Annotated in this window: 23 protein-coding genes; 14 read left to right on the top strand and 9 right to left on the bottom strand. The window is 60.7% G+C overall.

The genetic code is table 11. The features are described 5' to 3' along the window. Nucleotides 1-1,953 (bottom strand): retention module-containing protein (locus AC09SL_RS22255; RefSeq protein WP_479571959.1); only part of this gene is annotated, 1,953 nt, incomplete at its 3' end. Between the two features lie 455 nt (nt 1,954-2,408). Between AC09SL_RS22255 and AC09SL_RS22250 the strand changes: the two genes are divergently transcribed. From AC09SL_RS22250 to AC09SL_RS22240, 3 genes are all read left to right on the top strand, one after another. Further along, nucleotides 2,409-3,767 carry a TolC family outer membrane protein gene (locus AC09SL_RS22250; protein WP_058546880.1) on the top strand — a complete coding sequence of 453 codons (1,359 nt, stop codon included), beginning with the start codon at nt 2,409-2,411 and terminating at the stop codon, nt 3,765-3,767. Between the two features lie 33 nt (nt 3,768-3,800). Further along, nucleotides 3,801-5,960: a type I secretion system permease/ATPase gene (locus tag AC09SL_RS22245; protein WP_058546881.1), complete on the top strand. Its 2,160-nt coding sequence runs from the start codon at nt 3,801-3,803 to the stop codon at nt 5,958-5,960. Between the two features lie 291 nt (nt 5,961-6,251). After that, nucleotides 6,252-7,616, top strand: a complete 1,365-nt coding sequence (locus AC09SL_RS22240) for an HlyD family type I secretion periplasmic adaptor subunit (RefSeq protein ID WP_058545247.1) — start codon at nt 6,252-6,254, stop codon at nt 7,614-7,616. Nucleotides 7,617-7,643: 27 nt separating this feature from the next. Here AC09SL_RS22240 and AC09SL_RS22235 read toward each other — a convergent pair whose 3' ends face one another. Both AC09SL_RS22235 and AC09SL_RS22230 read right to left on the bottom strand, forming a co-directional pair. After that, the gene (locus AC09SL_RS22235; protein WP_058545246.1) at nt 7,644-8,240 is read right to left on the bottom strand and encodes a tRNA-uridine aminocarboxypropyltransferase; all 597 of its coding nucleotides are present in this window, start codon (nt 8,238-8,240) and stop codon (nt 7,644-7,646) included. A 2-nt stretch (nt 8,241-8,242) separates the two neighbouring features. Next, nucleotides 8,243-9,136, bottom strand: coding sequence for a LysR family transcriptional regulator (locus tag AC09SL_RS22230; RefSeq protein ID WP_058545245.1), 894 nt, complete (start codon nt 9,134-9,136; stop codon nt 8,243-8,245). Nucleotides 9,137-9,534: 398 nt separating this feature from the next. Between AC09SL_RS22230 and speB the strand changes: the two genes are divergently transcribed. From speB to AC09SL_RS22210, 4 genes are all read left to right on the top strand, one after another. Next, entirely contained in the window at nt 9,535-10,485 is a 951-nt protein-coding gene (gene speB / locus AC09SL_RS22225; RefSeq protein WP_058545244.1) for an agmatinase, read from the top strand. 9 nt (nt 10,486-10,494) lie between these two features. After that, on the top strand, nt 10,495-10,902 hold the full coding sequence (locus AC09SL_RS22220; protein ID WP_058545243.1) for a YybH family protein: 408 nt from the start codon (nt 10,495-10,497) through the stop codon (nt 10,900-10,902). 49 nt (nt 10,903-10,951) lie between these two features. Further along, a complete protein-coding gene (locus tag AC09SL_RS22215; RefSeq protein WP_226921158.1) occupies nt 10,952-12,466 on the top strand; it encodes a purine-cytosine permease family protein in 1,515 nt (504 codons plus the stop codon). 283 nt (nt 12,467-12,749) lie between these two features. Beyond that, on the top strand, nt 12,750-14,138 hold the full coding sequence (locus AC09SL_RS22210) for a sodium:solute symporter family protein (RefSeq protein ID WP_058545241.1): 1,389 nt from the start codon (nt 12,750-12,752) through the stop codon (nt 14,136-14,138). 355 nt (nt 14,139-14,493) lie between these two features. Here AC09SL_RS22210 and AC09SL_RS22205 read toward each other — a convergent pair whose 3' ends face one another. Next, nucleotides 14,494-14,622: a PA1414 family protein gene (locus AC09SL_RS22205; protein WP_003198971.1), complete on the bottom strand. Its 129-nt coding sequence runs from the start codon at nt 14,620-14,622 to the stop codon at nt 14,494-14,496. Between the two features lie 139 nt (nt 14,623-14,761). Then, nucleotides 14,762-15,655, bottom strand: a complete 894-nt coding sequence (gene ptrR, locus AC09SL_RS22200; protein WP_058545240.1) for a putrescine utilization regulator PtrR — start codon at nt 15,653-15,655, stop codon at nt 14,762-14,764. 104 nt (nt 15,656-15,759) lie between these two features. Between ptrR and AC09SL_RS22195 the strand changes: the two genes are divergently transcribed. Next, nucleotides 15,760-16,932 carry an MFS transporter gene (locus tag AC09SL_RS22195; protein WP_058545239.1) on the top strand — a complete coding sequence of 391 codons (1,173 nt, stop codon included), beginning with the start codon at nt 15,760-15,762 and terminating at the stop codon, nt 16,930-16,932. Here the strand turns inward: AC09SL_RS22195 and AC09SL_RS22190 are convergent, their stop codons facing one another. After that, nucleotides 16,933-18,387 carry an NCS1 family nucleobase:cation symporter-1 gene (locus tag AC09SL_RS22190; protein WP_058545238.1) on the bottom strand — a complete coding sequence of 485 codons (1,455 nt, stop codon included), beginning with the start codon at nt 18,385-18,387 and terminating at the stop codon, nt 16,933-16,935. A 397-nt stretch (nt 18,388-18,784) separates the two neighbouring features. Beyond that, nucleotides 18,785-19,621 carry a CvfB family protein gene (locus AC09SL_RS22185; RefSeq protein WP_013692512.1) on the bottom strand — a complete coding sequence of 279 codons (837 nt, stop codon included), beginning with the start codon at nt 19,619-19,621 and terminating at the stop codon, nt 18,785-18,787. 338 nt (nt 19,622-19,959) lie between these two features. Here AC09SL_RS22185 and AC09SL_RS22180 point away from each other — a divergent pair, with 338 nt between their 5' ends. The 3 genes from AC09SL_RS22180 (at nt 19,960) to AC09SL_RS22170 (ending at nt 22,001) form a co-directional block, all read left to right on the top strand. Then, nucleotides 19,960-20,148 (top strand): hypothetical protein, encoded by a 189-nt coding sequence (locus AC09SL_RS22180; RefSeq protein ID WP_018607615.1) that lies wholly within the window; start codon nt 19,960-19,962, stop codon nt 20,146-20,148. A gap of 194 nt (nt 20,149-20,342) precedes the next feature. Beyond that, nucleotides 20,343-21,053 carry a TorF family putative porin gene (locus AC09SL_RS22175; RefSeq protein ID WP_058544376.1) on the top strand — a complete coding sequence of 237 codons (711 nt, stop codon included), beginning with the start codon at nt 20,343-20,345 and terminating at the stop codon, nt 21,051-21,053. 81 nt (nt 21,054-21,134) lie between these two features. Beyond that, nucleotides 21,135-22,001: a DUF6279 family lipoprotein gene (locus tag AC09SL_RS22170; protein ID WP_058544377.1), complete on the top strand. Its 867-nt coding sequence runs from the start codon at nt 21,135-21,137 to the stop codon at nt 21,999-22,001. A 75-nt stretch (nt 22,002-22,076) separates the two neighbouring features. On the opposite strand, the gene AC09SL_RS22165 is transcribed toward AC09SL_RS22170, so the two are convergent. Next, on the bottom strand, nt 22,077-22,469 hold the full coding sequence (locus AC09SL_RS22165) for a hypothetical protein (RefSeq protein WP_058544378.1): 393 nt from the start codon (nt 22,467-22,469) through the stop codon (nt 22,077-22,079). A gap of 312 nt (nt 22,470-22,781) precedes the next feature. On the opposite strand from AC09SL_RS22165, the gene AC09SL_RS22160 reads away from it, so the two are divergent. The 3 genes from AC09SL_RS22160 (at nt 22,782) to AC09SL_RS22150 (ending at nt 24,428) form a co-directional block, all read left to right on the top strand. Further along, the gene (locus AC09SL_RS22160) at nt 22,782-23,513 is read left to right on the top strand and encodes a DUF899 domain-containing protein (protein WP_058544379.1); all 732 of its coding nucleotides are present in this window, start codon (nt 22,782-22,784) and stop codon (nt 23,511-23,513) included. 410 nt (nt 23,514-23,923) lie between these two features. Next, the gene (locus tag AC09SL_RS22155; protein ID WP_058544380.1) at nt 23,924-24,196 is read left to right on the top strand and encodes a hypothetical protein; all 273 of its coding nucleotides are present in this window, start codon (nt 23,924-23,926) and stop codon (nt 24,194-24,196) included. Nucleotides 24,197-24,248: 52 nt separating this feature from the next. Beyond that, on the top strand, nt 24,249-24,428 hold the full coding sequence (locus AC09SL_RS22150; protein ID WP_058544381.1) for a helix-turn-helix domain-containing transcriptional regulator: 180 nt from the start codon (nt 24,249-24,251) through the stop codon (nt 24,426-24,428). Between the two features lie 665 nt (nt 24,429-25,093). On the opposite strand, the gene AC09SL_RS22145 is transcribed toward AC09SL_RS22150, so the two are convergent. Beyond that, the gene (locus AC09SL_RS22145; RefSeq protein WP_081264507.1) at nt 25,094-25,795 is read right to left on the bottom strand and encodes a transposase; all 702 of its coding nucleotides are present in this window, start codon (nt 25,793-25,795) and stop codon (nt 25,094-25,096) included. Nucleotides 25,796-25,884 lie beyond the last annotated feature (89 nt).

Here is a 25,884-nt window from a genome sequence, read left to right as displayed (position 1 = left end):
GCTGCCCCCGCCATGCAACGCGACGAATTGCGGGTCGCTGGTGTTGAGGGTGTAGGTGTAGGAACCGTCAGCGTTGAGCACCAAGGTCCCGTAAGTACCGGTGAAAGTACCGGGGGTGATGGGACCGGACGCCACAGGGTCTGCACCTTGGGTGTCGTTGGTCAGCACGCTGCCGGTCAGGGTCAGGTTGGTTTCCGAAGCCGTGCTGGCGTTGCTGTCGTCCACGGCTTCAGGCAAGTCATCGACGATGTTCACGTCCAGGTTGCCGTTAGCGGTGGTGCCGTTATCGTCGGTGACAATGACCGCAAATTGCTCGCTGAGGCTGTTGGCGCCGTTGGCGTTTGGATGAGCTTCATTGTCCAGCAAGGTGTAGCTGTAGCTGACCACGCCCGTGGTGGCGTCGTAGCCGGTGATGGTCAGGGTGTTGCCCAGCGCGGTGGTAATCGACTGAGGAAAACCCGCTGCCACACCACCCGTGACGACGTTGATGCCACCCACGCTCAGGGTCTGCACACCGTCCAGCGCGGTCACGCTGAACGTGCCGCTTTGAGTCAGCGCCGGTGCATCCGGGCTGCTGCCGTCGCTGAGGTTTTTCTCCTGCAATGACAGCTCGCCACCTTCAGCATCCAGGCCGGTGATGATCACCGGGTCGTCGTTGTTGTGCACTTGCAGCACCAGGTTGGCGGTGCTGGTGTCGCCGTCGGCATCGGTCAGGGTGTAGGTGAAGGTTTCGGTGCCGCTTCCCCCGCCATGCAACGCGACGAATTGCGGGTCGCTGGTGTTCAGGGTGTAGGTGTACGTGCCGTTGGGGTTGAGCACCAGGGTGCCGTAGGTGCCAGTGAACGTACCGCCGATGATCGGCCCGCTGTCGGGACCGGAGGGGATCCGGTCGGCGCCCTGATGGTCGTTGGGCAATACGTTGCCGGTGAGGGTAACCAGGCTTTCCGACGCCGTGTTGGCGTGGCTGTCGTCGATCGCCTGGGGCACGTCATCGGTAATGTTGACGTCCAGGGTGCCGGTGGCCGTGTCGCCATCAGTGTCGACGGCTACCACCGGGAATTGTTCGGTGATGCTGTTGGCACCCCCGCCGGCAGGATGGGTTTCATTGTCCGTCAGGGTGTAGGTATAGCTGACCACGCCCGTGGCCGGGTCATAGCCGGTGATGGTCAACGTGTTGCCCAGCGCCGACGTGATGGTTTGGGGGAAGCCTGCGGGCACGCCGCCGGTGATCACGTTGATGCCGCCGATGCTCAGGCTGTTCAGCCCGTCAGGCGCGGAAACCGTGAAGGTGCCGCTTTGCACCAGTGCACTTGGATTGCTGGCCGAACCATCGGCCAGATTGGCTTCGTTGGTGGTCAGTTCGCCGCCCTCGACATTGACCCCGTCGAGGGTCACCGGGTTATCCGGTGTCACCGGCGGCACGATTGCATTGTCGCCCGTGTTATCCGGATCACCGGCCAGGCGCAGTTGCGGGAGCTCGGGAATCCCATTGAACCCGGCCGTCGGGAAACCAATCTGCGGATCGACCTCCCCGCCGACTTCCTCCAGCAGCACAAAACCGTGCCCACCGCCCACGCCACTCGGGTTGCCGCCCTCGGGGCCGGCAGCCGTGGCCTCACCGGTCTGGGTAGGGTCGGCGCCAGCGGCGATGGCTTGCTGCAGCTTTTGCACATCGGTCAGTTGCGCGTCACTCGGCGCAGCCGTGTCGGGCGTGTCGACATGAGGCGCATGGTTGGCGAGCAACTGTGGGGTCAGGGTCAGGTTGCTTTCGCGACCCAGGGTCAATGTCTGGCCGTTCTGCATATGAACAGCCACGGCCCCTTCGGCACCGGTGACCAGGTGTTCGCCGGCGTAAAGCCGATCGCCTTCGACCAGAGGCCGCCGCAGGCCACCGGCCGCTTCTGCGAAAACTTGCCCGACTACTTTGCTGACGATACCGATGAGCGCTGCCATGTGCATTTCCTCCGTTGCCGACCGCAATCGGCACCTGTCTGGGTGAAGAATCCGTCCTTAGGTTTGGCGACCCAAAAAGCTGGAAAATCTGCCAGCTTTCATGAAAGCAGGAGGTGCTGGCAATTCGCCAAAACGACAAAAAACCGTCACTAAAATCCACCTAACACATCGCCCTTTCGACACTTCTTCACGTTGCTTAAAAATCTGCCTGGAACTTTTATTGACGCCTAAAATCCGTCAGAACCCGCAAATTCAAAGGCTTTCGCTTTGAACAATGTGCCGGTTTTTTTCAAGCACATAAGTTTTTTTCGAAATAAAGGTTATGAGAAATTCTTCTTAGGTTTGTCTCAGGATGTTCTTAGCTGTGTTGTTACAAGGTTGAAACGGTTTTGATCTTAAATACGTCAACATTTTGGCGACAAGCGAAGCACTACAGACCCCAGGAGATGCACCCCATGCGCGTTCTAACCCCCCTCTGCAGCGCGGTTTTGCTGGCCATGGCCTGCTCTTCTCAGGCGCAGGCCATGTCCTTGACCGAAGCGATCCAGAGCACCATTGCCACTCACCCTGAGCTGGCACAACGGGTGGACAGCCGTCTGTCGGCTAATGAAGACGTCAAGGTCGCCCGAGGGGGCTTTTTCCCGTCGGTGGACCTCAATGCCGGTTACGGCCGTGGTTATAGCGACAACACCAACACCCGGGCCTTGGGCAATCACCACACCAATATCCTGACCTACACCCAATCGGAGCTGCGCCTGCGGCAGATGATCTTCGACGGGTTCAACACCGCCAATGAAGTGGAGCGCACCCAGGGCGTGGTCAACTCCCGGGCCTATTACGCCCAGGGCACCGCCCAGGATCTGGCCCTGCGCACCATCGAGGTCTACCTGGAAGTGCTCAAGCGTCGCGAACTGGTGACCCTGGCCAAGAACAACCTGCAGGCGCACCTGCGGGTCAACGACCAGATCGGCCTGCGCACCGAGCGCGGGGTGGGCAGTACCGCCGACTCCGACCAATCCAACGCCCGTCGGGCCCTGGCGGAAAACAACTACGACACCGCCCAGGTCGACCTGGCCGACGCCGAGGCGAACTTCTACAGCGTGGTCGGGCGCATGCCCGATGAACTGGAAGCACCGCCCTCGACCAAAGGCGAACTCCCTACCGACCTGCGCGAAGCCCAGCAAAGCATGGTGGATAACAACCCGTACCTGAAATCGGCCCAGGCCGACATACAGTCTGCCGAGAGCCAGTACGAAGTGGCGAAGTCGCCGTTCTACCCGCGCTTCGACGCCGAGGCGGCGGTGGGCGCCAATAACAACATCGGTGGCGAAGAAGGCCACGACAACAACTGGCGGGTCGGCGTAGTGATGAACTACAACCTGTTGCGCGGTGGCAGCGACAAGGCCCGGCTGGCGTCCAACGCCCACCAGATCAACCAGGCCATGGACATCCGCAACAATGCCCTGCGCCAGCTCAACGAAGACACGCGCCTGGCCTGGAACGCGATGCTCAACGCCCGCAAACAGACCCCCACCGCCCGCGAATACGCCGAAACCACCGCCCGCGTGCGCTCCGCGTACCAAGATCAGTTCGGTCTCGGCCAGCGCACCCTGCTCGACGTGCTCGACAGCGAAAACGAGCTGTACAACGCCAACCGTCGCTACACCGAGGTGCGTTACACCGAGGAGTACTCGATGTACCGGGTACTGGCGAACATGGGTCTGTTGTTGCAAAAACAACGGATCGTGCTGCCGGCCGATGCGATCGCGCAGACCGAAGTCAAGAACCAGGCTCGGCTGCCGGAACTGAAGTAGCCCCCTCCAAAAAGAAAAATGGGAGCGAACAATGTGACCAGCATGGAACCCGCAACCCCGAGCGCTGACCCGCGCCTGAACTTCGATGATCCCTTGCTGGACGGCCTGTTGATCCTCTGCAAACTCCATGGCGCGACGGTCAGCCGCGCCAGCCTCAGCGCCGGGCTTCCTATGGCGCACCAACGCTTGAGCCTGGACCTGCTGCCACGCGCAGCGGCCCGGGCAAGCTTGCAGGCGCGACTGTTGCGTCGTGAGCTGGCGGATATTTCACCTCTGAACCTGCCGGTGATGCTGATCCTGGTGGGCGGTCGCTGTGCGGTATTGCGGCGCTGGGGTGAGGATGGCAAGGCGCTGATCCTGCCCAGCGAAGCCGACGGCGGCGAGCAATGGGTCAGCCGCGAGGAACTGACCCTCGACTACAGCGGCCAGGCGTTGTTCGCCCGGCCGCGCCATGAACTCGAAGACCTGCGCTCGCCCCTGGTACCGCGGGTCGAGGCGTGGTTTCGCGACACCTTGAAACTGTCGCGCTGGCTGTACAGCGACGCGATCCTGGCGAGTTTCCTGATCAATCTGCTGGGGCTGATGGTGCCGCTGTTCGTCATGCAGACCTACGACCGCGTGGTGCCGAACCAGGCCACGTCCACCTTGTGGGTGCTGGCCGTGGGGCTGTTGATCGGCACCGGTTTCGAACTGGTATTGCGGGTGGTGCGCGCCCATCTGCTGGACACCGCCGGCAAGAAAACCGACGTGATTCTCTCCGCCACCCTGTTCGAGCGCATCACCGGCATGGCGATGAAGGCCAAGCCGGTGACCATCGGCGGCTTTGCCCAGAGCATCCACGACTTCCAGGGCCTGCGCGAATTCCTCACGGCGGTGACGCTTACCAGCCTGATCGACCTGCCCTTTGCCGTGCTGATGCTGGTGGTGATCGGCCTGTTGGGCGGCTGGCTGGTGGTGATTCCCGTGGTCGCGTTTCCGCTCACCATTGTTTTCGCGATGATCATCCAGGTGCGCCTGCGCGACACCGTGCAAAAAAGCCTGGCCCTGGGCGCGCAGCGCCAGGCACTGCTGATCGAAACCCTCAGTGGCCTGGAAACCCTCAAGGCCTGCAGCGCCGAGAGCGAGCGCCAGCACCAATGGGAAAGCACCCACGGCGCCCTCACCCGCCTGGACAGCCATGCGCGCAACCTCTCGGCACTGGCGACCAACGGCACCTTGTTCCTGCAACAACTGGCGGGCATGGCGACCATCGTTGCCGGGGTCTACAGCATCATCGCCGGCAACCTCAGCGTCGGCGCGCTGGTGGCGACCTACATGCTCGGCAGCCGCGTGCTCGCCCCGCTCGGGCAGATCGCCGGGCTGATCACCCGTTACCAGCAAGCCCAGCTCACCATGCGCAGCACCGATGCGCTGATGGCGTTGCCCCAGGAGCGTGACGCCAAACAGCGGCCCCTGGAGCGCACTCAGTTGCAGGGCGCGCTGGACGTCAGCGGTGTGACGTTCCACTACAACGGCCAGAGCGCCCCGGCGCTGGCCAATATCAGTTTCAGCCTCAAACCCGGCGAACGGGTCGGGATCATCGGCCGCAGTGGCTCGGGCAAAAGCACCCTGGCGCGGCTGGTGATGGGTTTCTACGCACCGGAAGAAGGCCAGTTATTGCTGGACGGTCTGGACCTGCGGCAACTGGACGTCGCCGACCTGCGCCAACAGATTGGCTACGTTGCCCATGACCTGCCGCTGCTGGCCGGCAGCCTGCGGGACAATCTCACCTTGGGCGCCCGCTATATCAGCGACGCGCGCATGCTGGAAGTGGCGGAACTGACCGGTGTCACCGAACTGGCGCGCCAACACCCCCAAGGTTTCGACCGCCCGGTGGGCGAGCGCGGGCAACTGCTCTCCGGCGGCCAACGCCAGGCCGTGCTGCTGGCCCGGGCCCTGCTGCTCGACCCGCCGATCCTGCTGCTGGACGAACCCACCAGCGCCATGGACAACAGCAGCGAAGACGTCTTGCGCCAGAAGCTTCACACCCATGTACAGGGCAAGACCGTGCTGCTGGTGACCCACCGCACCTCGATGCTGAGCCTGGTGGACCGCTTGGTGGTGCTGGATAACGGCCGGATCGTGGCCGATGGGCCGAAGGAAGCGGTGATCGATGCGCTGCGCAAAGGACGGGTGGGGTCCGCGGCGGTATAGAAGCCAACACACCCCCTGCTTGGTCCGGGGACATGATTAACACCTGTGGCGAGGGAGCTTGCTCCCGCTGGGCTCTGTAGGAGCTGGCGAAGCCTGCGATCTTTTGATCTTGATCTTTCGCTTGGGATTCAAGTGGCTGAGGAAAGATCGCAGCCTCGTTTCACTCGACAGCTCCTACACAGCTCCTACAGCCGAGCGGGAGCAAGCTCCCTCGCCACAAAAAGCAGCACCCAGTTCCTTTTACTTAAAGCAGCACCCAGCTCTTTTCATTTAACCAACGGGTATCGCCCCATGTCTGCTCAAACACCGGATTCAGCCGCCCGAAGCTACTTCGGCAGTTTCAGCAAAAGCGCCGAAAGCGAGTTCATGCCGGAAACCGCTGGCGCCACGCTGCAGGATTCGCCCCGTCGCTCTCGGGTTACGGTGTGGCTGGCCGCCGGGTTGATCGTCACCGGGCTGGTTTGGGCGAAGTTGGCGGTGTTGCAGGAAGTCACCACCGGTGAAGGCAAGGCGATTCCGTCGAGCAAGATCCAAGTGATCCAGAACCTGGAGGGCGGCATCGTCACTGAGATTTTCGTGCGCGAAGGCCAGATGGTGAACAAGGGCGACACCCTGCTGCGCCTGGACGACACGCGGTTCCTGTCGAACAAGGGCGAGAGCGAGGCCGACCGCTATGCCTTGACCGCCCAGGTCGAGCGCCTGTCGGCCGAGGCCGAGGGCCGGCCGTTCAATCTTTCGGCCGAGGTGATCGCCAAGGCCCCGCAAGTGGCCGAGGACGAGCGCTCATTGTACGAACAACGCCAGCGCCGCCTGGCCAGCGAGCAACGCACCCTGACCGAACAGCTGCGGCAGAAGACCCAGGAACTGGCGGAATTTCGCTCCAAGCAAGGCCAGTTCAGCTCCTCCCTGGCTTTGCTGCAAGAGGAAATGAACATGTCCGCGCCGCTGGTGCGCACCGGTGCGGTATCACCGGTGGAGATCCTGCGGCTCAAGCGCAGCGCGGTGGAAATCCGCGGCTCGCTCAACGCCACCACCCTGGCCATTCCCCGGGCCGAATCGGCGATCAACGAGATCAAGAGCAAGATCGACGAATCGGAACAGACCTTCCGTTCCGAGGCGGCCAAGGACCTCAACGAAAAACGCACCGAACTGTCGAAAATCACCGCCTCGAGCATCGCCATCGACGACCGCGTGACCCGCACTACCGTAGTTTCGCCCGTGCATGGGGTGATCAAGCAACTGAAGGTCAACACCATCGGCGGCGTGGTGCAGCCGGGCAACGACATGGTGGAAATCGTGCCCCTGGAAGACAACCTGCTGATCGAAGCCAAGGTCCGCCCCCAGGACGTGGCGTTCCTGCACCCGGGCCAGAAAGCCATGGTCAAGTTCAGCGCCTACGACTACACGATCTACGGCGGGCTGAGCGCCAAGCTCGAACTGATCAGCGCCGACACCATCACCGACGACAAGGGCAACAGCTTCTACTTGATCCAGGTGCGCACCGACAAAAACCATTTGGGCGGGGATGCCAAACCCTTGTTGATCATTCCGGGGATGGTGGCGACGGTGGACATCATCACCGGGGAGAAAAGTGTCCTGGATTACTTGCTCAAGCCGGTGTTGAAGGCGCGGACCGAGGCGATGCGCGAGCGGTGATCCGAATTTACCTCGCCACAGGGGCCTCTAAACCCCTCCATGGTTCTTCTGATAGGTCTCCTCCCCCATCGCCGCAATCTGCCCCTCGATCAACGCTTCGAACGGCCTCAGCAACAGTTCGAAGCTCGCCGGCGCTTCCAGTGCCTGCAACGCCTGGACAATCGCCTCCACCGTCGACAACGCCCCCGGCCCCGGCGCCTTGCGCAAGCGGTAACGAGACACGCCGCCTTCGGCCAACGTCACCCTCGGCAACGCCGCCAGCAGCGGGTTGAGGTGCAGCAGCTTGCGTGCCTTGCGCCAGGTGCCGTCGGGCACGACCAGTAGCAGCGGGTTATCGGAGGGCGCATAGGCTTGCAGCGGCTGTGCATCGTCAGCCGGAAACAACAACCGCGCCTGATAACCCGGCTGATTGAGCAACCTGGGCAAATCCTCGAACACCTCGCCCACGACCAGTTCCGCATTGCTAAGCCCCAACGCCGCCAAGCGGGCGGTGTTCAAGGCATGGTTCACTTCGCTGGGATGCTGCAACAGCAAGACGCGGGTGCGGCTGTCGAGGCTGGGGATCAACGGGCACAGGCAGTGGCTTTGCGGTCGTTGGCAGCGCGGGCATTGAGTTCTGGACATGGTCAGGCCTGATTCAGTTGAGCTTTGAGCAAATCACGGAAGGTCTGGATCAGCGGCTCGCGGCTGCGACCACGGCGCACGATCATCGAAAACGGCGCCTGATAGCCGAAGGTCGCCGGCAACAGCACACGCAAGTCGCCCTTGTCGACCCAAGCCTGGGCATAGTGCTCAGGCAGGTAACCGACGTAGGCACCGGACAACACCAGGATCAACTGCGCCTCCATGCTCTCCACCGTCGCCGCGCTGTGCTTGAAGCCATGGCGGGCCAGTTCGGCCTGGCTCCAGTAACCGCGCCCGACCATGCGCTGCTGGGTGATCACTTGCTCGGGGATGCGCCGCTCATTGAACAGTGGATGGCGGTTGCTGCAATACAACCAGTGCTGTTCACGGTAAAGCGGCATGTAGACCAGCCCGCTCATGCGCGTGGAAAACGCACCGATGGCCAGATCCAGGCGGTTGTCCTGCACGCCGAGTTGCAGCTCGTAAGGGCTCATGACCGACAGGTGCAAATGCACCGCCGGATGCTCCTGGCTGTAGGCACCGATGGCTTCGGCGAACGGCAAGGCCTTGTCGCTGACCGTGGAGTCGATCACCCCCAGGTTCAAGGTGCCGCGCAGTTCACCCTTGAGCGCTGCAGCGTACTGCTCGAACCCTTCGAGTTCAGCCAACAGACGCAAGGTTTCCTGATGGAACAACTCGCCCTTGCTGGTCAGGCTGAACCCGCCCCGGCCGCGATGACACAGCACCAGGCCCAAAGCTGATTCCAGCTGGCTCATGTAGGTGCTGATGGCCGACGTGGACAGGTTGAGCTCGTGCTGGGCATTGGCGAACCCCTGGTGTCGGACCACGCTGACGAAAATACGCAGCAGTTTCAGGTCGGGTAGAGCGTTGGCCATGGGGGGTGTCTCCGGATCACACATAGACAGAACTTGTCGCGCTTTTGTGGCGAGGGAGCTTGCTCCCGCTCGGCTCTGTAGGAGCTGGCGAAGCCTGCGATCTTTTGATCTTGATCTTGATCTTGATCTTTCGCTTGAGATTCAGGTGTCTGGGGAAAGATCGCAGCCTCGTTGCACTCGACAGCTCCTACACAGCTCCTGCAGCCCAGCGGGAGCAAGCTCCCTCGCCACAGGGGGCATCATGTCCCCCAGGACTGCACTGACGCAGAGTCTATCGCCCCACCCGCCATTAGTTTAGAAAAATCTGAACTAAGTATTTGCCGCCAGCGATTCTTCACGGCAACGGCTTTTCGCAGAATCGGCCCCTGATAAATAAAACAAACGATGAGGCCCTACCCGTGGACAAGATTCTTCACCAACCACTGGGCGGCAACGAAATGCCGCGCTTCGGCGGTATCGCCACCATGATGCGACTCCCCCATTTGCAAACCGCTGCCGGCCTGGACGCTGCGTTCGTCGGCGTGCCGCTGGACATCGGCACCTCCCTGCGCGCCGGTACCCGTTTCGGACCGCGCGAGATCCGCGCTGAATCCGTGATGATCCGCCCCTACAACATGGCCACTGGCGCCGCGCCGTTCGACTCCCTGGCAGTGGCGGACATCGGTGATGTGCCGATCAACACCTTCAACCTGCTGGACGCGGTGCGGATCATCGAAGAGTCGTACCACAAGATCCTTGAACACAACGTCATTCCCCTGACACTGGGCGGCGACCACACCATCACCCTGCCGATCCTGCGGGCCATCCACAAGAAGCACGGCAAGGTCGGCCTGGTGCATATCGACGCCCATGCCGATGTGAACGACCACATGTTCGGCGAGAAGATCGCCCACGGCACCACCTTCCGCCGCGCCGTGGAAGAAGGCCTGCTCGATTGCGACCGCGTGGTGCAGATCGGCCTGCGGGCCCAGGGCTACACCGCCGATGATTTCAACTGGAGCCGCAACCAGGGTTTTCGCGTGGTCCAGGCCGAAGAATGCTGGCACAAATCCCTGGCCCCGCTGATGGCCGAAGTGCGTGAAAAAGTCGGCGGCGGCCCGGTGTACCTGAGCTTCGACATCGACGGCATCGACCCGGCCTGGGCCCCTGGTACCGGCACCCCGGAAATCGGCGGCCTGACCACCATCCAGGCGATCGAAATCGTGCGTGGCTGCCAGGGCCTCGACCTGGTCGGTTGCGATCTGGTAGAAGTCTCGCCGCCGTACGACACCACCGGCAACACCTCGCTGCTGGGCGCCAACCTGCTGTACGAGATGCTCTGCGTACTGCCTGGCGTGGTTCATCGCTGAGGTGCGGTCATGAACGAACAGGACCAGGTGCTCCAGGCCGCCGCAAATTTGGTGTCGGCCTTCGCCCGCAATGACCGTGACGCCTACTTCGGCGCGTTCACCGCCGATGCGAGTTTCGTGTTCTACACCCTCGAACAGCCCCTGCTGTCACGCGATGCCTACCAGGCGTTGTGGGATCGCTGGCGGTCCGAGGATGGCTTCGAGGTGCTCAATTGCACCTCGAGCAACGCCTTCGTCAGCCTGCAAGGGGACGTGGCGATTTTCATCCATGACGTGGCCACCGAGCTGCGCATGCAAGGGGAGCTGCACTTTAGCCAGGAGCGCGAAACCATTGTGTTTCGCCAAGAACAACAAGGCCCATGGCTGGCCTGCCACGAACATTTGTCCGCAATGCCGGAAGGGCTGCCAATCCCTTAGCAACAGGTGACGCCCGCACACGACGGGCGCACCTTTATGATCGGAGCAGATCATGCATAACAATAACGACAACAGCCTTACGCAAATTGAAACCTTCGGGGTCGAGCAGATCCCGGACCACGAACGAACCGCCGGCCCAAGCGACCTGTTTCGCCTGATCTTCGGCGGCGCCAACACCTTCGCCACCGCCGTGCTCGGCAGTTTCCCAGTGCTGTTCGGCCTGTCATTCCAGGCCGGTGCCTGGGCCATTGTGCTGGGCGTCCTGGTGGGTTCGATCATCCTCGCGCCCATGGGCCTGTTCGGCCCGCTCAACGGCACCAACAACGCGGTGTCTTCCGGTGCGCACTTCGGCGTGCACGGGCGGATCGTCGGCTCGTTCCTGTCGTTGCTGACCGCCATCGCGTTCTTTTCGCTGTCGGTGTGGAGTTCCGGGGACGCGTTGATCGGCGGCGCCAAGCGGCTGATCGGCGTACCGGAAACCGACCTGAGCCTGGGCCTGGCCTACGGCTTGTTCGCCCTGCTGGTCTTGACGGTGTGCATCTACGGCTTCCGCTTCATGCTGTGGGTCAACCGCATCGCCGTGTGGGCCGCCAGCCTGCTGTTTTTGCTGGGCATCCTCGCCTTCGCGCCCACATTCGACAGCCAGTTCGCCGGCACGGTCAGTCTCGGCCAGCCGGGCTTCTGGGCGGCGTTCATCGGCGCAGCGCTGGTGGCCATGAGCAACCCGATTTCCTTCGGTGCGTTCCTGGGTGACTGGTCGCGCTACATTCCCCGCAATACGCCCAAGCGCCGCATCATGCTGGCCGTGATCGCTGCGCAGCTGGCGACGTTGATCCCGTTCCTGTTCGGCCTCGCCACCGCCACCATCGTGGCGATCAAGGCGCCGGACTACATCGCGGCCAACAACTACGTGGGCGGGCTGCTGGCGGTTTCGCCAAGCTGGTTCTTCCTGCCGGTGTGCCTGATCGCGGTGATCGGCGGCATGTCCACCGGCACCACGTCGCTGTATGGCACGGGCCTGGACATGTCCAGCGTGTTTCCACGGGTGCTGTCGCGGGTCAAGGCGACACTGCTGATCGGCGTGCTGTCGATCGCCTTCATCTTCATCGGGCGCTTCGCGGCGAACCTGGTGCAGAGCGTCTCGACTTTCGCCGTGCTGATCATCACCTGCACCACGCCGTGGATGGTGATCATGATCATCGGCCTGCTGGTGCGCCGCGGCTTCTACTGCCCGGATGACCTGCAAGTGTTCACCCGCGGCGAAACCGGCGGGCGCTACTGGTTCAGCCACGGCTGGAACTGGCGCGGCCTGGGAGCGTGGATCCCCAGCGCGCTGGTGGGGTTGTGCTTCGTCAACCTGCCGGGGCAGTTCGTCGGGCCGCTGGGGGAACTGGCTGGCGGGATCGACATCAGCCTGCCGGTAACCCTGGGGCTGGCCTCGGTGGTGTACCTGGTATTACTGAGCCTGTTTCCAGAGCCCGCGGCGGTGTATGGGCCGGGGGATCCGCGTAGCAAGGACTCTTCGGTGTCCATCGACAAACCAGCCCTCAGGCAAACCGCCTGATCCGAACACACGAAATACCTGTGGCCAGAGATTGCTCCCGCTCGACTGAGTCCGTAGGAGCTATGTAGGAGCTGTCGAGTGCAACGAGGCTGCGATCTTTCCCCAGACACTTGAATCTCAAGCGAAAGATCAAAAGATCAAAAGATCGCAGGCTTCGCCAGCTCCTACAGAGCCCAGCGGGAGCAATCTCGGGCCACAAAAAAGCGCGTTCGCACTGAGGCTGCAGTGCCAGGGACAGCACAGCCTCGTCCCACATAAAAAAGACAATCGGAGACACGCCACCATGGCTTTGGACTTAATCGTCGTTCTTCTCTACGCCACTGGCATGATCGCCCTCGGCTGGTACGGCATGCGCCGCGCCAAAACCCGTGATGACTACCTGGTCGCCGGGCGCAACCTCGGCCCAGGCTTCTACCTGGGCACCATGGCCGCCACAGTACTGGGCGGTGCGTCCACCATCGGCACCGTGCGCCTGGGCTACGTCTACGGCATTTCCGGATTCTGGCTGTGCGGCGCCATTGGCCTGGGCATCGTCGGCCTGAGCCTGTTCCTCGCCAAGCCGTTGCTCAAGCTCAAGATCTACACCGTGACCCAAGTGCTGGAGCGCCGCTACAACCCGGCCGCGCGCCAGGCCAGTGCGCTGATCATGCTGGTTTACGCGCTGATGATCGGCGCCACCTCGACCATCGCCATCGGCACCGTGATGCAAGTGCTGTTCGGCTTGCCGTTCTGGGTGTCGATCCTGGTGGGCGGCGGCGTGGTGGTGCTGTATTCCACCATCGGCGGCATGTGGTCGCTGACCCTCACCGACATCGTGCAATTCTTGATCATGACCGTTGGCCTGGTGTTCCTGCTGATGCCGATGTCCATCGGCGATGCCGGCGGCTGGGACGCGATGGTGGCGGCCTTGCCGGCCAGCTACTTCGATTTCACCGCGATTGGCTGGGACACCATCCTCACCTACTTCCTGATCTACTTCTTCGGCATCTTCATTGGCCAAGACATCTGGCAGCGGGTGTTCACCGCCCGCAGCGAGGGCGTGGCGAAAGTGGCAGGCACCGCCGCCGGCCTGTACTGCGTGCTGTACGGCCTGGCCGGTGCGTTGATCGGCATGGCGGCCAAGGTGTTGCTGCCGGACCTTGCGAACGTCAACAACGCCTTCGCCAGCATCGTCCAGACCAGCCTGCCCAACGGCATTCGTGGATTGGTGATCGCCGCAGCCCTGGCAGCCCTGATGTCCACTGCTGCGGCGGGCCTGCTCGCCGCGTCCACCACGGTGGTCCAGGACTTGCTGCCCCGTCTGCGTCAGGGCCGTGAAAGTGGCAGTGGCGACGTTCATGAAAACCGCATCGCGACCCTGCTGATGGGCGCGGTGGTCTTGGTGATCGCCCTGGTGGTCAGCGACGTCATCAGTGCCCTGACCCTGGCCTACAACCTGTTGGTGGGCGGCATGCTGATCCCTCTGATCGGCGCCATCTACTGGAAACGCGCCACCACGGCCGGCGCGATCAGCAGCATGTCGCTGGGCTTCCTGACCGCGTTGTTCTTCATGCTCAAGGACGGCCTGGACGCCAACACGCCGATCTACTACAGCCTGAGCGTGGCACTGGTGAGTTTCGTGCTGGTGAGCTTGCTGTCGCCACGGCCAAGTGCGGTGGCCAAGGTGATTTGAGCAAACACTGAGAGGCGGTTTTCTTCGAGGGGTGTGGCGTCGGTGGCCATGCCCTTTTTTTACCTGACATCGCCCCTGTGGTGAAGGTCGTAGCTCGCGCGGGGCTCTGTAGGAGCTGGCGAAGCCTGCGATCTTTTGATCTTTTGATCTTTCGCTTGAGATTCAAGTGGCTGGAGAAAGATCGCAGCCTCGTTGCACTCGACAGCTCCTACACAGCTTCAACAGAGCTTCAACAGAGTTTCGACAGAGCTCAGCGCGGGCAAGCTTCCTCATATCACAAACAAAAAGATCGCAGTGGCGGGCCATCTCAATTGAAATGGTCCGCAACTGCGATCTCTCCAAATGCCTGGTGGGTTTACCGGCGGCGCGGTTGGCGGCGGCGTTGCTCGTCATCGGTGCGGATCGGTACCGGTTGCATCGGTGGCTCGATCAGGCCAAGCGCGACACCCAGGTCGTGAAGCCAATTCTGGATTTTCTCTTTCATCGTGGTGCCCCCTCAGGGTGGTACGAGCGGCAAATTACTGTGGCCCCTTCGCACTGATAATAGTCCGATGTTCTACGCAATGCTCGTCTCAGTTTGCAATGATCTGTTACTGAATTGATCCAAATCCACCTCCCGGAGTTCAAGCCGATTGCGCCGTCGCCAGGGGCGCTCGCGGCCAGGCCTGTTGTTGCAATTGGATCCAGGCGTTGAGGTTGGCCCCGACCATGCCTTTGCGCCACATCAGCCAGGTCGTGGCGCTGGCAAACGGCTCGGCCAGCGGATGTACCGCCACCCGCTCGCGGCCCGGCAGGCTGGCGAGCATCGACTCGGACATCAATGCCACCCCGGACCCGGCGATCACACACGCCAGCATCCCTTGGTAAGACTCGATTTCCATCGCCCGGCCCATGGTCGCGTGGTCATGGGCAAACCAGGCTTCCAACCGCATCCGGTAGGAACAGCCACGCCGGAACGTGAACACCGCGCGGCCCTGCACATCCAGCGCACTGCGTACCGGCGCATGATCGGCCTCGGTAATCAGTACCAACCGCTCGTCGCACAACGGCACGCCATCAAGCCCCGCCAGCTCCAGCGGGCCGTCCACCAGCGCCGCGTCGAGCCGATTGGTGAGCAGGCCCTCGAGCAATTCACCACTCGGCCCGGATTGCACCTGCAGGTTCACCGCCGGATACGCCCGGTGATAAGCCGCCAGCAGGTCCGGCAGATGCGTCGCCGCCGTGCTGTACATCGTGCCCAGCACAAAATCCCCGGCCGGCTGCCCACCCTGCACGGCGGCATGGGCTTCGTCGTGCAAGGCGAAAAGCTTGGCCGCATAGTCCAATAGGACTTTTCCTGCCGGTGACAACTGCAAACGCTGACGCTCGCGCAGGAAAAGGTCCACGCCCAGCTGCTCTTCAAGCTGCTTGAGCCGGGTCGAAAGGTTCGACGGCACCCGGTGCAGGCGCTCGGCAGCCCGGGTGATGGAACCTTCCTCGGCCACAGCCTGGAAAATCCGCAATTGGCTGAACTCCACGACATTCTCCAAAAAAGAACAAGTTACTCACTATTATTCATTTTTAATGAAAGTCAATCAGTCCTAGCCTGACGGTCATTCGCCCCGACACCCGGAGAACGACCATGTCACCTCTAATTCGCCTGCTCGGCAGTTTCATCGCGCTGATGATGGCCATGGGCATTGGCCGCTTCGCCCTTACGCCCCAGTTACCTCATTTGATCGGCGAAGGTCAGCTCGACTTGACCGCCGCCGGTCTGATTGCCGCCGCCAACTACCTGGGTTATTTGCTCGGTGCGCTGGATGCCATGTTCGCCCGCCGTCCGGAACAGGTGCGGCGGCGGTTACTCGGCGGCCTGTGGCTGTGCGTGCTGCTGACACTGGCGTCGTTCTGGGCCTGGGGTTTCTGGCCACACCTGGCGTTGCGCTTTGGTACCGGCGTGGCGAGCGCCTGGGTGCTGGTGATGATCACCGCCCTGAGCCAACCCTTGGCAGCGGCGGCGGGACGGCCACGGCTCGGCGCGCTGGTGTTTGCCGGCCCGGGGCTGGGGATTTTCCTGACCGGCTTGCTCGCCCTGGGCTCGAACCTTCTGGGCCAGAGCTCCGCCACCCTGTGGCTGGTGTATGCCGGCGTGGCGTTGGTGATGTTGCTGGTGATCTTGCCAATTGTGCCGCAGCCGAGCGCAACAACACCTGTCGCCGGGCCGGCCAGCCCTTCGCCGAACGCTGGCATCGCTCGACTGGGCGTGGTGTACGCACTGTATGGCGTGGGCTACATCATTCCGGCCACGTTTCTGTCGCAAATGGCCTCGGCGCAGTTCCACGGGCAATGGCTGGCCGACCTGTTCTGGCCCTGCTTCGGCCTGGCCGCCGCTACTGGCGTGTTGTTGGTCAGCCTGCGTCGCCCCAACCCGAACACCACCGGTCGCTGGCTGATCGGTACGCTCTGGCTGCAAGCCGCCGGGGTATTTGCCTGCCTGCTGGGCAGCGGCCCGGGCCTGGCGTTGGGCGTGATCCTGTGTGGCACGCCGTTCCTGGCCTGCATGCAACTGGTGATGCTGCGCTCCCGGGAACTGGCGCCCCACGCCACCCAGCGCAACGCAGGCCTGTTGACCGCCTGCTTTGCCGTCGGCCAGCTCAGTGGGCCCCTGCTGGCGGCGCTGAGCAGCCATTTCAGCGGCGGCCTGCAACCGGCGCTGATCATTGCCGGCAGCGGCCTGCTGCTGGCCGGCGGCCTGTTGCTGCGGCCCGCCAGCCGGGGCGCGACAAGCCCTTGCGCCCAGACCGCGCTGCGGTGATCAGGCCTGGCCGGCCGGGCTGAACGACTTGTTCAACTGCGCGGCCGGCTCACGTCGCGCCAAGGCGAAATACAACACCCCGCCGAGCAAGCAACCGGTGAACCAAGCAAAGTTGGCCATCGGCTGCAGCAGCGGCGTGAAGGTGATCGCCACGCCCATCAACGTTGCCGGAATCAGCGCCTTCACCGCGGTCCAGTTGATGCCGCCACTGTAGTAATAACGCCCGCTCGGCCCGTCATTGAACAGTGCATCGACGTCGATCTGCTGCTTTTTGATCAGGTAGTAATCCACCAGCAGGATCCCGAACAGCGGCCCGATAAACGCCGCAAGCACGTCCAGGGTGTAGTGGATCACTTCGGGGTTGTTGAACAGGTTCCACGGTGTGATGAAAATCGAGGCCACCGCCGCGATCATGCCGCCGGCGCGCCAGCTGATCTTGCTGGGGGCGACGTTGGCGAAGTCGAACGCTGGGGAGACAAAGTTGGCGACAATGTTGATGCCGATCGTGGCGGTCACAAAGGCAAAGGCGCCCAGCAAGACAGCCACATTGTTGTCGATGCGCGCCACAGTGGCGATCGGATCATGGAGCATTTCGCCGAACACCGGCAAGGTCCCGGAAACAATCACCACGGTGACCAGGGAGAACGCCAGGAAATTCACCGGCAGCCCCCAGAAATTGCCCCGGCGCACGTCAGACATGCTCCGGCAGTAACGGCTGAAATCGCCGAAGTTCAGGGTCGGGCCGGAAAAGTAAGACACCACCAGCGCCGTTGCCACGATCACCTGGCCGAATGCTTGCCAACCAGACAGGGACTTTTCCGCCAGGGTGAAGCTGATATTGCTCCAACCGGCCGTCCATACGATCCAACCGGCCAGCAGGAACATCACGGCATACACCACCGGTCCGGCCCAGTCGATGAAACGACGGATCGATTCCATGCCGGTCCAGAACACCAGCGCCTGGACGAACCACAAGCTGAGGAAACCGAACCAGCCCAGGTAGGACAAACCGGCGAAATGCGGCGTCGCGTAGACTTCCATCGAAGGAAAAAACCGCAGCACCACGATGATCAGCGCACTGGAGGCCAGGTACGTCTGAATGCCGTACCAGGCCACGGCGATCAAGCCGCGAATGACCGCAGGAATATTCGCCCCGAACACCCCGAACGCCAGCCGACAGATCACCGGGTACGGCACCGCCGCCTGTTGGCTCGGCCTGGCGACCAGGTTGGCGATCAACTGCACGATGCAGATCCCGCCGAGCAAGGCAATCAACACCTGCCAGCTCGCCAACCCCAGCGCGAACAGACTGGCGGCGAAGACATAACCGCCCACGCTGTGCACATCGCTCATCCAGAAGGCGAAGATGTTGTACCAATTCCATTTCTGCGGCAGCGGGCCCAAGTCCTGGTTATAGAGGCGGGGACTGTAGCCGTTGGGCAATTGCTCGGACATCGCGGGGCTCCTTTGAGTACCGCCGTGCCCCCGCATCGACCTGCTCACCATACTGCGCACGGGAGCCGGCATGGTTTGTATACGCGTTGCTACGCAGAATGCGTGCCATAGGCGAGGAATGTGAGACAAACCGGGGTGTGTAGCGGCGGCGAAAGCCGAGCAATAGCAGGTATGCGCCCACGAACAGGGCGTGGGTGCATGCTAAAGGTGCAGAGTTTTGTATACAGAGGAAAGTCGCAGCGCGCCGCTGTGTGGGAGCAAAGCTTGCTCGCGAAACAGGCGCTTCGGTATCAGAAAGACCGCATCGCCTTATCGCGGGCAAGCCTTGCTCCCACAGCTGGCCTCCCTGGCCACATAAAACCCTTACTTGCCACAGATGCTGTGGCTCGACTGAAAATCAGCTCAATTCAATGCGATCGGCATGAATGACAATCTGCCCATTCTTGTACAGCGCACCAATGGCCTTCTTGAAGTTGCCCTTGCTCACGCCAAACAGGCTGCTGATCAGCACCGGATCGCTCTTGTCACTGACTGGCAACGTGCCGTTGTTCTCACGCAATTTGGCGAGGATCTTGGCGTTCAGGCTGGTGGCGGCTTCCTGGCCCACGGGCTGCAGGCTCAGGCTGATCTTGCCGTCCGGGCGGATTTCCTTGATGAAGCCTTTTTCCTGTTTGCCGGCGCGCATGAACTTGAAGATTTCATTCTTGTGGATCAGGCCCCAGTGCTTGTTGTTGATGATCGCCTTGAACCCCATGTCGGTGGCTTCGGCGACCAGCAAATCCACTTCCTGGCCCGGCGTGTAGTTGGCCGGAGTCTTGTCCAGGTAACGATCCAGGCGCGCCGTGGCGGTGATGCGGCGAGTGTGCTTGTCGAGGTAGACGTGCACCACACAGTATTCGCCGGCGGTCATCTGGCGCTTTTCTTCGGAGTACGGCAGCAACAGATCCTTGGGCAGGCCCCAGTCCAGGAACACGCCGATGCTGTTGACTTCAGCCACTTTCAGGCTGGCGAACTCACCCACCTGAACTTTGGGTTTTTCCGTGGTAGCGATTAGTTTGTCGTCGCTGTCCAGATAAATGAAAACATTGAGCCAGTCTTCATCTTCACTGGGAATATCCTTGGGAATATAACGATTGGGCAGGAGAATTTCGCCGTCCGCACCGCCGTCCAGATATAAACCGAAGTTAGTGTGTTTAACTACTTGCAAACTGTTGTAGCGCCCGACTAAAGCCATTTCCAATACCCTCATTGCGTGGGCGGCATTCTACCCGGTTTTGCGGTGTGATTCGTGGCCGCAGGCAAGGTTTACAGGCAAGGCCCTGCACAACCGTTGATTTTCCTGGGCTTTCGCCCCAGGCACGGCCACTCGTCAGGCGGGCGACGGTGCGTAGCGCTCGCCATCGTCGCCCTCTTTCGCCCACGGTTGTTATTTAAAACAGAGGCTTAGGGCAATCATTGCAGGGTCACCGCTCATTATTTCGTCACCACAGCGATAATTCAGAAGGATATTTGCCAAGCAATTGTCAAGTATTTCCTGTACGATGCCTGGCCCAATTAATTATCTACAGGTTAATGGCCGTCATGCGCGTAAAAGCATCCAACAGCAAAGCAAAGCCAGCTCCAGCCGTTGAAACCAGCGAGTCGATCAACGACCAGATCGCTGCGTTCCTCAAGTCTGGCGGCGAGATCCAGCAAATTGCCAAAGGCGTCAGCGGCCAGACATTCGGCCCGTCCAAGCAGATCAGCCTGGGCAAGAAGTAAGCTGTGCGTCACCTGGTCCCAAAGCGCTTTGAGCTTCGAAGCGCTTGGACTGGAACCCTCCTAGCACCACCCATTTCCCATGAATCGACGAACGGACTTCGCAGCCGAGCATTCGCCGGTATGCTTGCACCTCTCTAGCTCAAGCCTTTCAGCTTAGTTATCGTTCCTGCCCCTCGCTATTGATGGAATGCAGCATGCGCATCCCCATTGTTCCGCTGACGGTCAGCCTGCTCTCGTGCTCTCTCGTCCATGGGCAGGTATTCCAGCGCGAACTCGGCGACTTCGACCTCAAGCTCGGCACCACTCCCAGCCGCAGCATGGCCCAGGGCCTGGTCACGCCGTCGAGCACCGGTTCGTTCCATGGTGGCCTGGACCTGAGCCACGACAGCGGCTGGTACGTCGGTCAGTGGTCACCCAGCGTGGGCGTATCCGCCGACCTGGAGGTGGATTCCTACATAGGTTTTAAACAGCCCTTCGACCAGACCCTGGGCTACGAAGTCGGCCTGATCCACTACAGCTACCCCACCCTCGATACGCTCGACAGCCAGGAGTTCTACGGCGGCCTGACCGTGCTCGGCAGCCGCTTCGGTGCGGCCCTGAGCAACGATCCGGACAAACAGAACAGCACGCTGTTTGCCGACCTGGGTGGCAACATACCGTTCGGCATTGGCATCAGCGCCAAATACACCACCCACCAACTCAATACGCCAGTGTCGGTCGAGAACGGCTATGTAGGCAGTTTCAGCGACTGGTCACTGAGAATTTCCCGTCCCTGGATGGGCATCGACCTGGACCTGATCTACAGCGACTCGAGCCTCAGCGGCAGCAGTTGCTCGGCATACTCCGGCCACAACAGCGAATGCGACAGCCTGCTGACCCTCAAGATGGCCCACCCTTTTTACTAAGCGTTACGCATTTAATCGGCTGAACTGCCGCGCGTCTGCGATGCTCAAACAAAGCACCTACGCCTTCGCAAGGACTCGCTCATGCCGCGCTGGTTGACCCGCACTGCCATGTTCATCGCCCTGCTGCTGGCCGTCACCGCCTGCAGTCGCATCGGCCTGGCCTACCGCAACCTCGACCTGATCATCCCCTGGACCCTCAACGATTACCTGGACATCAGAGGCGAGCAAAAAGACTGGTTCAACGAACGCCTCAAGGACCACCTGACCTGGCACTGCACCACCCAATTGCCCGGCTACCTCGACTGGCTGGATCGCCTCAAGACCATGGTGCAAACCGACCAGGTGACCGACGAAGCCCTGCAACAGCGTACCCGGGAAGCCGAGGCCGCCATCGCCCAAACCGCACGGGCAATCACCCCCTCGGCCATCGAACTGCTGCAAGGCCTGAACGACGACCAAGTCGATGACATGGACGCCGCCTTCGTCAAGGACCAGCGCAAACGCCAGCAGCAATACCTCAAGCCGACGCTGCAAGAACAGATCCAGGAACGCAGCGAACGCATGGTCAAACGCCTGGACGACTGGCTCGGCCCGCTCAACGACGCCCAGCGCCAACGAGTGATGGCCTGGTCCACCGCCTTGGGTGACCAGAACCAGCAATGGATCGCCAACCGCGCCCACTGGCAAAACCAGTTCAGCGAAGCAGTGGCCCAACGCCACAGCCCCGACTTCCCCAAACGCATCGAACAATTGCTGGTCAACCGCGAAAGCCTCTGGACCCCCGCCTACCGCGAAGCCTTCAGCAAAACCGAAGCCCAGGCCCGCAGCCTGCTGGTGGACCTGATGGCCGAAAGCACCCCGCCCCAGCGCGAACGGCTGCTGAAGAAGATCGACGGGGTGAAGAAGGATTTTAGTGATTTGAAGTGCCTGAAAGCAGCACGCTCCTAAAACCACTGAGATCCCATGTGAGAGCGAGCTTGTGTGGGAGCAAGCCCTGCTCCCACGGGATTCAGTACAGGCCTGTCAGGCAATCTGCGCCTTCGAAGCCAAATCATCAAACGTAAACTCATCCAGGGCATCTTCCTGCTCATCCAACACCTGGCGCGGATGATCATTACCCGGAATGCTGCTGTCGATCAGGCTCAACAACCGCGAACCACGCGGCGTCAGCACAAAATTCTCGCCATTGCCGCCCTGTTCCTCCGGCCGAGGCTCAATATAGCCACGCATAAGCAGCAACTTTTCGTACTCCCCGGCAACCGTTTTCAGATGATCGAGGTTCTCGATCGCCTCGCCTTCAGCCGCTTTCGCCGCCGCATGCTCCTCCGCATAAGGCCGAGGGGTAAAGCTGTGGCCGGCGCCGTTCTGCACTTCGTGCAACAACCGTTCGATCAAGTCCCAGTTATAAGTCGTCATCCTGGTCCATCCTCCAAAGAGTGAGATGCCTACCTAGGTTGTGACCGAGGCGCTGCGCCGCCGTTCAGCCGGGTTTACCGGCGCAACGCTGCTCACCTAAGGCTTGCCCGATTCATTGTGGCGAGGGGATTTATCCCCGTTGGGCTGCGAAGCAGCCCTGAACCCAGCCGCGCGGTGTGCCGGGGAATCGCGCTCAAGCTTCTTGTGGGCCATTTCACAAACCGACCGGCGGCCTGTCGAATTCATCCAGCGCCAGACGACCACTTACAGAAAGTGCCGACTCAGCGGCTATGCCACGCAGGAGAAATCACCATGAACGTAGAAAATCATCCAGTCGTCTCGCGGGAAGAATGGCTCGCCGCCCGTCGCCAGCACCTGGCCCACGAAAAAGCCTTCACCCGCGAACGCGACAAACTCAGCGCCGAACGCCGCGCGCTGCCCTGGGTAAAAATCGACAAACCCTACCGCTTCCAAGGCCCCCACGGCGAACTGAGCCTGGCCGACCTGTTCGGCGGCCGCAGCCAACTGATCATCTACCACTTCATGTTCGGCCCCGGCTGGACAGAAGGCTGCCAGGGCTGCTCCTTCCTCTCTGACCACATCGACGGCGCCAACCAACACCTGGCCCACCACGACATGGCCATCGTGGCCGTCTCCCACGCGCCCTTCGCCGAATTCCAACCCTTCAAACGCCGCATGGGCTGGGCCTTCGACTGGGTCTCATCGCAAGACTGCGACTTCAACTACGACTTCGGCGTCAGCTTCAAAACCGAAGACACCGCCACCGGAAAAGCCACCTACAACTACGAAAAAACCGACACCACCGAAGGCGAACTCCCAGGCCTGAGCGTCTTCTATCGCAACGAAGCCGGCGACGTCTTCCACACCTACTCCACCTACGCCCGCGGCCTCGACATCCTGGTCGGCACCTACAACTACCTCGACCTGACGCCCAAGGGCCGCAACGAAGACGAAATCATGGACTGGGTGCGGCACCACGATAAATACGAAGAGGCCAAGCCCCATAGTTGCTGCCACAGTTGATGCGCCAACCCGCCCGGTCGAGCGCGCCCCCCGTGGCGAGGGAGCTTGCTCCCGCTCGACTGCGCAGCGGTCGCTTGCTTTAAGCCGACAAATCCCAGGCCAAACGTCCTACATGAAGCTCGGAAAGCGGTGTCTTGTGGCAGTGGAGCAGGCCAGCCTATAGTCCCTCGTCGCCCCAAAAGGCGATTCGGGTTTGGCGACTCGATTACAGAGAATGCGAAAGCTACCGGCTGATTGCAGGTACCGACGCACCCGCAAAGCCGCTATATTCCACGGCGGCTGTGCGCGGGAGATCTTCGGATCTGCCGGTTTTCTCTGTAACCGGTTCGCCAACCTGCGCACAGCCACCACCCAATCGTTTGGCGACGACTGAGTGATGGCTTTCAGCCAATCAAACAGAGATCTTCAAAATGAATCGATATATGCCCATCACAGGCATCGACTGCGTCCCCGCAACGTTGCTCATCGATACCGAAGCCCCGCTGGACGTCCTTTTCGAAACCGCCGACTACCGCATCCGCACCGTGACCCAGGTGCTGGAAAACATCGCGTTCCGCTCGGATATCAGCTCCGATACGGTGGTGCTTTCTGACTTTTGCAAAATGCTGACGATAGCGTTGCGGGATGGCTGCGATGTGATGGATGTGATTGGGAGACGGCTGCGGGCGCAAGCTGCTGAGTAACGAAAACGGGCGACCTTTGGGTCGCCCGTTTTTCACATGCGCGGAGAGTAAAATGATCGAGACCTTTATAGAATTTGACCTCGCAGAATATCTCAGCACTCCCGAGGCCATTGCGGAGTTCGTGAGAAATGCCCAGGAAACCGGCGATACAAGTTATATCGCCAAAGCGACGGAAGGAGTCACACGCGCCAAGGGGATGACCGAATTGTCTAGGGATCCCTCAGAGGGATAGACACGTTTTCTACTGATTCAAACCGAGCTCTCGTAGCTGCATTTCGCTCGCGAAGTCTAACTCATCCCTTTTAACCCTAGTTCCATCTGAATAATGAGAATGACCACAGACACCACACTGATAAGCTAGCAATCCGTTATATCTACCTATAAAAATGCGCCCTCCAGCAGACTTACACTTTGGACATTGCTCATCGACTTCGACCGTTATCAGCTCCTCGACCGTATCGCGCAAAAATCTCGCAATCGCCTCTCCCTCTTGAGACTGGCGCTTCAGGATAGTATTTTTAAAGTTTATTAAATCCGCGACCTTAAAACAGGATCTCTCAACCGGCATTTCCCTCTCATTGACCTTTACAATCCTATCAAACCCATAGGTCGTATACGGCTCACAGTCAAGATGCTGATAATTGCTCCGAGTCCAGCAAAGTAATAATTCAAGAACCTGCCTAGAAGGTGCCTCATCAGCCAGAGCTGAGACTGCCAACTGAAACTCACCCCACACTTTAGTTGGAAGACTACCCATCAAATACCCGCCTTAACAGGGAAAGTTGTTATCAAATTGCCGGCTCTATCGGTAAATACCTTTAACACAGAAGTGGGGACACCGCCATCCTTCAACGTAGTAGTGCCAATCAAAAAAAGCAAACAAAAAAGGGGACAGATTTATTTTTCCAAATCAATCCTTGGCCGGCCCTGCCCTCGTTGCTCTATCCGTACACCAACAATCCGCTCTACCTCGTCCACAAAACGGCTCGTCCCCGTCAACTGACCTCGTTGCAGAGCATCGCGATTCAATCTGATCTCGTCCGCTGGAACGGCTTGGCGTACGAACTCTTCATACCGACGACAACGCTCCGCACTTGTATTACCCAGAGCAACAAAGCATGGATCAGCATCCAGCCAATGGCCGTCTGGCACATTACCTACCCGGGCTCGATAGCTCGACCATGGGTAATCCGCAGCATCAGCCACCATACGAGCTCGCACGGGATTCAATTCGATGTAACGGCAACAGGCAAGCAAGTAAGAATCCGACTGCACCACACTGAATTTGTAACGGCTTTCCCATAAAGTGCCTGAACGCCCCTCCAACCGATTGCGGTAGCGCGTCGCACGCGCCGCCAGAGCCTTCATCAACTGCCCCAATCCAGCGACCGACTCCCCCGGAGCCAGCAACAGACGAACATGATTGGTCATCAGGCAATAGGCGTAGACCTTTGCGCCAAATGCATCCTTAAGTTCACGCAGATCCGTGAGGTAGCGTTGATAATCCTCAGCGACGGCAAACACCACTTGACGGTTATGACCACGTTGTACGATATGGTGTGGGTAATTCGGTATAACAATACGTCCCATCCTGGGCATATTTGATTCCTCCTCCGTGGAAGCTTTCAGCGTAGCAAAGAATCAAAAAATAAATCTGTCCCCTTTTTTCTGTCCCCTTTTTTCGCTTT

Source organism: Pseudomonas sp. PF05, assembly GCF_056521845.1.
Note: the sequence above shows the minus strand (reverse complement) of the source record. Positions and strands in the feature narration are given on the sequence as shown.

Excerpts from the sequence above, each read along its gene's own strand:
- AC09SL_RS22250 (WP_058546880.1), top strand. The coding sequence starts at position 2,409 with ATGCGCGTTCTAACCCCCCTCTGCAGCGCGGTTTTGCTGGCCATGGCC.
- AC09SL_RS22240 (WP_058545247.1), top strand. The coding sequence starts at position 6,252 with ATGTCTGCTCAAACACCGGATTCAGCCGCCCGAAGCTACTTCGGCAGT.
- AC09SL_RS22235 (WP_058545246.1), bottom strand. The coding sequence starts at position 8,240 with ATGTCCAGAACTCAATGCCCGCGCTGCCAACGACCGCAAAGCCACTGC.
- AC09SL_RS22230 (WP_058545245.1), bottom strand. The coding sequence starts at position 9,136 with ATGGCCAACGCTCTACCCGACCTGAAACTGCTGCGTATTTTCGTCAGC.
- AC09SL_RS22220 (WP_058545243.1), top strand. The coding sequence starts at position 10,495 with ATGAACGAACAGGACCAGGTGCTCCAGGCCGCCGCAAATTTGGTGTCG.
- AC09SL_RS22210 (WP_058545241.1), top strand. The coding sequence starts at position 12,750 with ATGGCTTTGGACTTAATCGTCGTTCTTCTCTACGCCACTGGCATGATC.
- AC09SL_RS22205 (WP_003198971.1), bottom strand. The coding sequence starts at position 14,622 with ATGAAAGAGAAAATCCAGAATTGGCTTCACGACCTGGGTGTCGCGCTT.
- AC09SL_RS22195 (WP_058545239.1), top strand. The coding sequence starts at position 15,760 with ATGTCACCTCTAATTCGCCTGCTCGGCAGTTTCATCGCGCTGATGATG.
- AC09SL_RS22190 (WP_058545238.1), bottom strand. The coding sequence starts at position 18,387 with ATGTCCGAGCAATTGCCCAACGGCTACAGTCCCCGCCTCTATAACCAG.
- AC09SL_RS22185 (WP_013692512.1), bottom strand. The coding sequence starts at position 19,621 with ATGGCTTTAGTCGGGCGCTACAACAGTTTGCAAGTAGTTAAACACACT.
- AC09SL_RS22180 (WP_018607615.1), top strand. The coding sequence starts at position 19,960 with ATGGCCGTCATGCGCGTAAAAGCATCCAACAGCAAAGCAAAGCCAGCT.
- AC09SL_RS22175 (WP_058544376.1), top strand. The coding sequence starts at position 20,343 with ATGCGCATCCCCATTGTTCCGCTGACGGTCAGCCTGCTCTCGTGCTCT.
- AC09SL_RS22170 (WP_058544377.1), top strand. The coding sequence starts at position 21,135 with ATGCCGCGCTGGTTGACCCGCACTGCCATGTTCATCGCCCTGCTGCTG.
- AC09SL_RS22165 (WP_058544378.1), bottom strand. The coding sequence starts at position 22,469 with ATGACGACTTATAACTGGGACTTGATCGAACGGTTGTTGCACGAAGTG.
- AC09SL_RS22160 (WP_058544379.1), top strand. The coding sequence starts at position 22,782 with ATGAACGTAGAAAATCATCCAGTCGTCTCGCGGGAAGAATGGCTCGCC.
- AC09SL_RS22155 (WP_058544380.1), top strand. The coding sequence starts at position 23,924 with ATGAATCGATATATGCCCATCACAGGCATCGACTGCGTCCCCGCAACG.
- AC09SL_RS22150 (WP_058544381.1), top strand. The coding sequence starts at position 24,249 with ATGATCGAGACCTTTATAGAATTTGACCTCGCAGAATATCTCAGCACT.
- AC09SL_RS22145 (WP_081264507.1), bottom strand. The coding sequence starts at position 25,795 with ATGCCCAGGATGGGACGTATTGTTATACCGAATTACCCACACCATATC.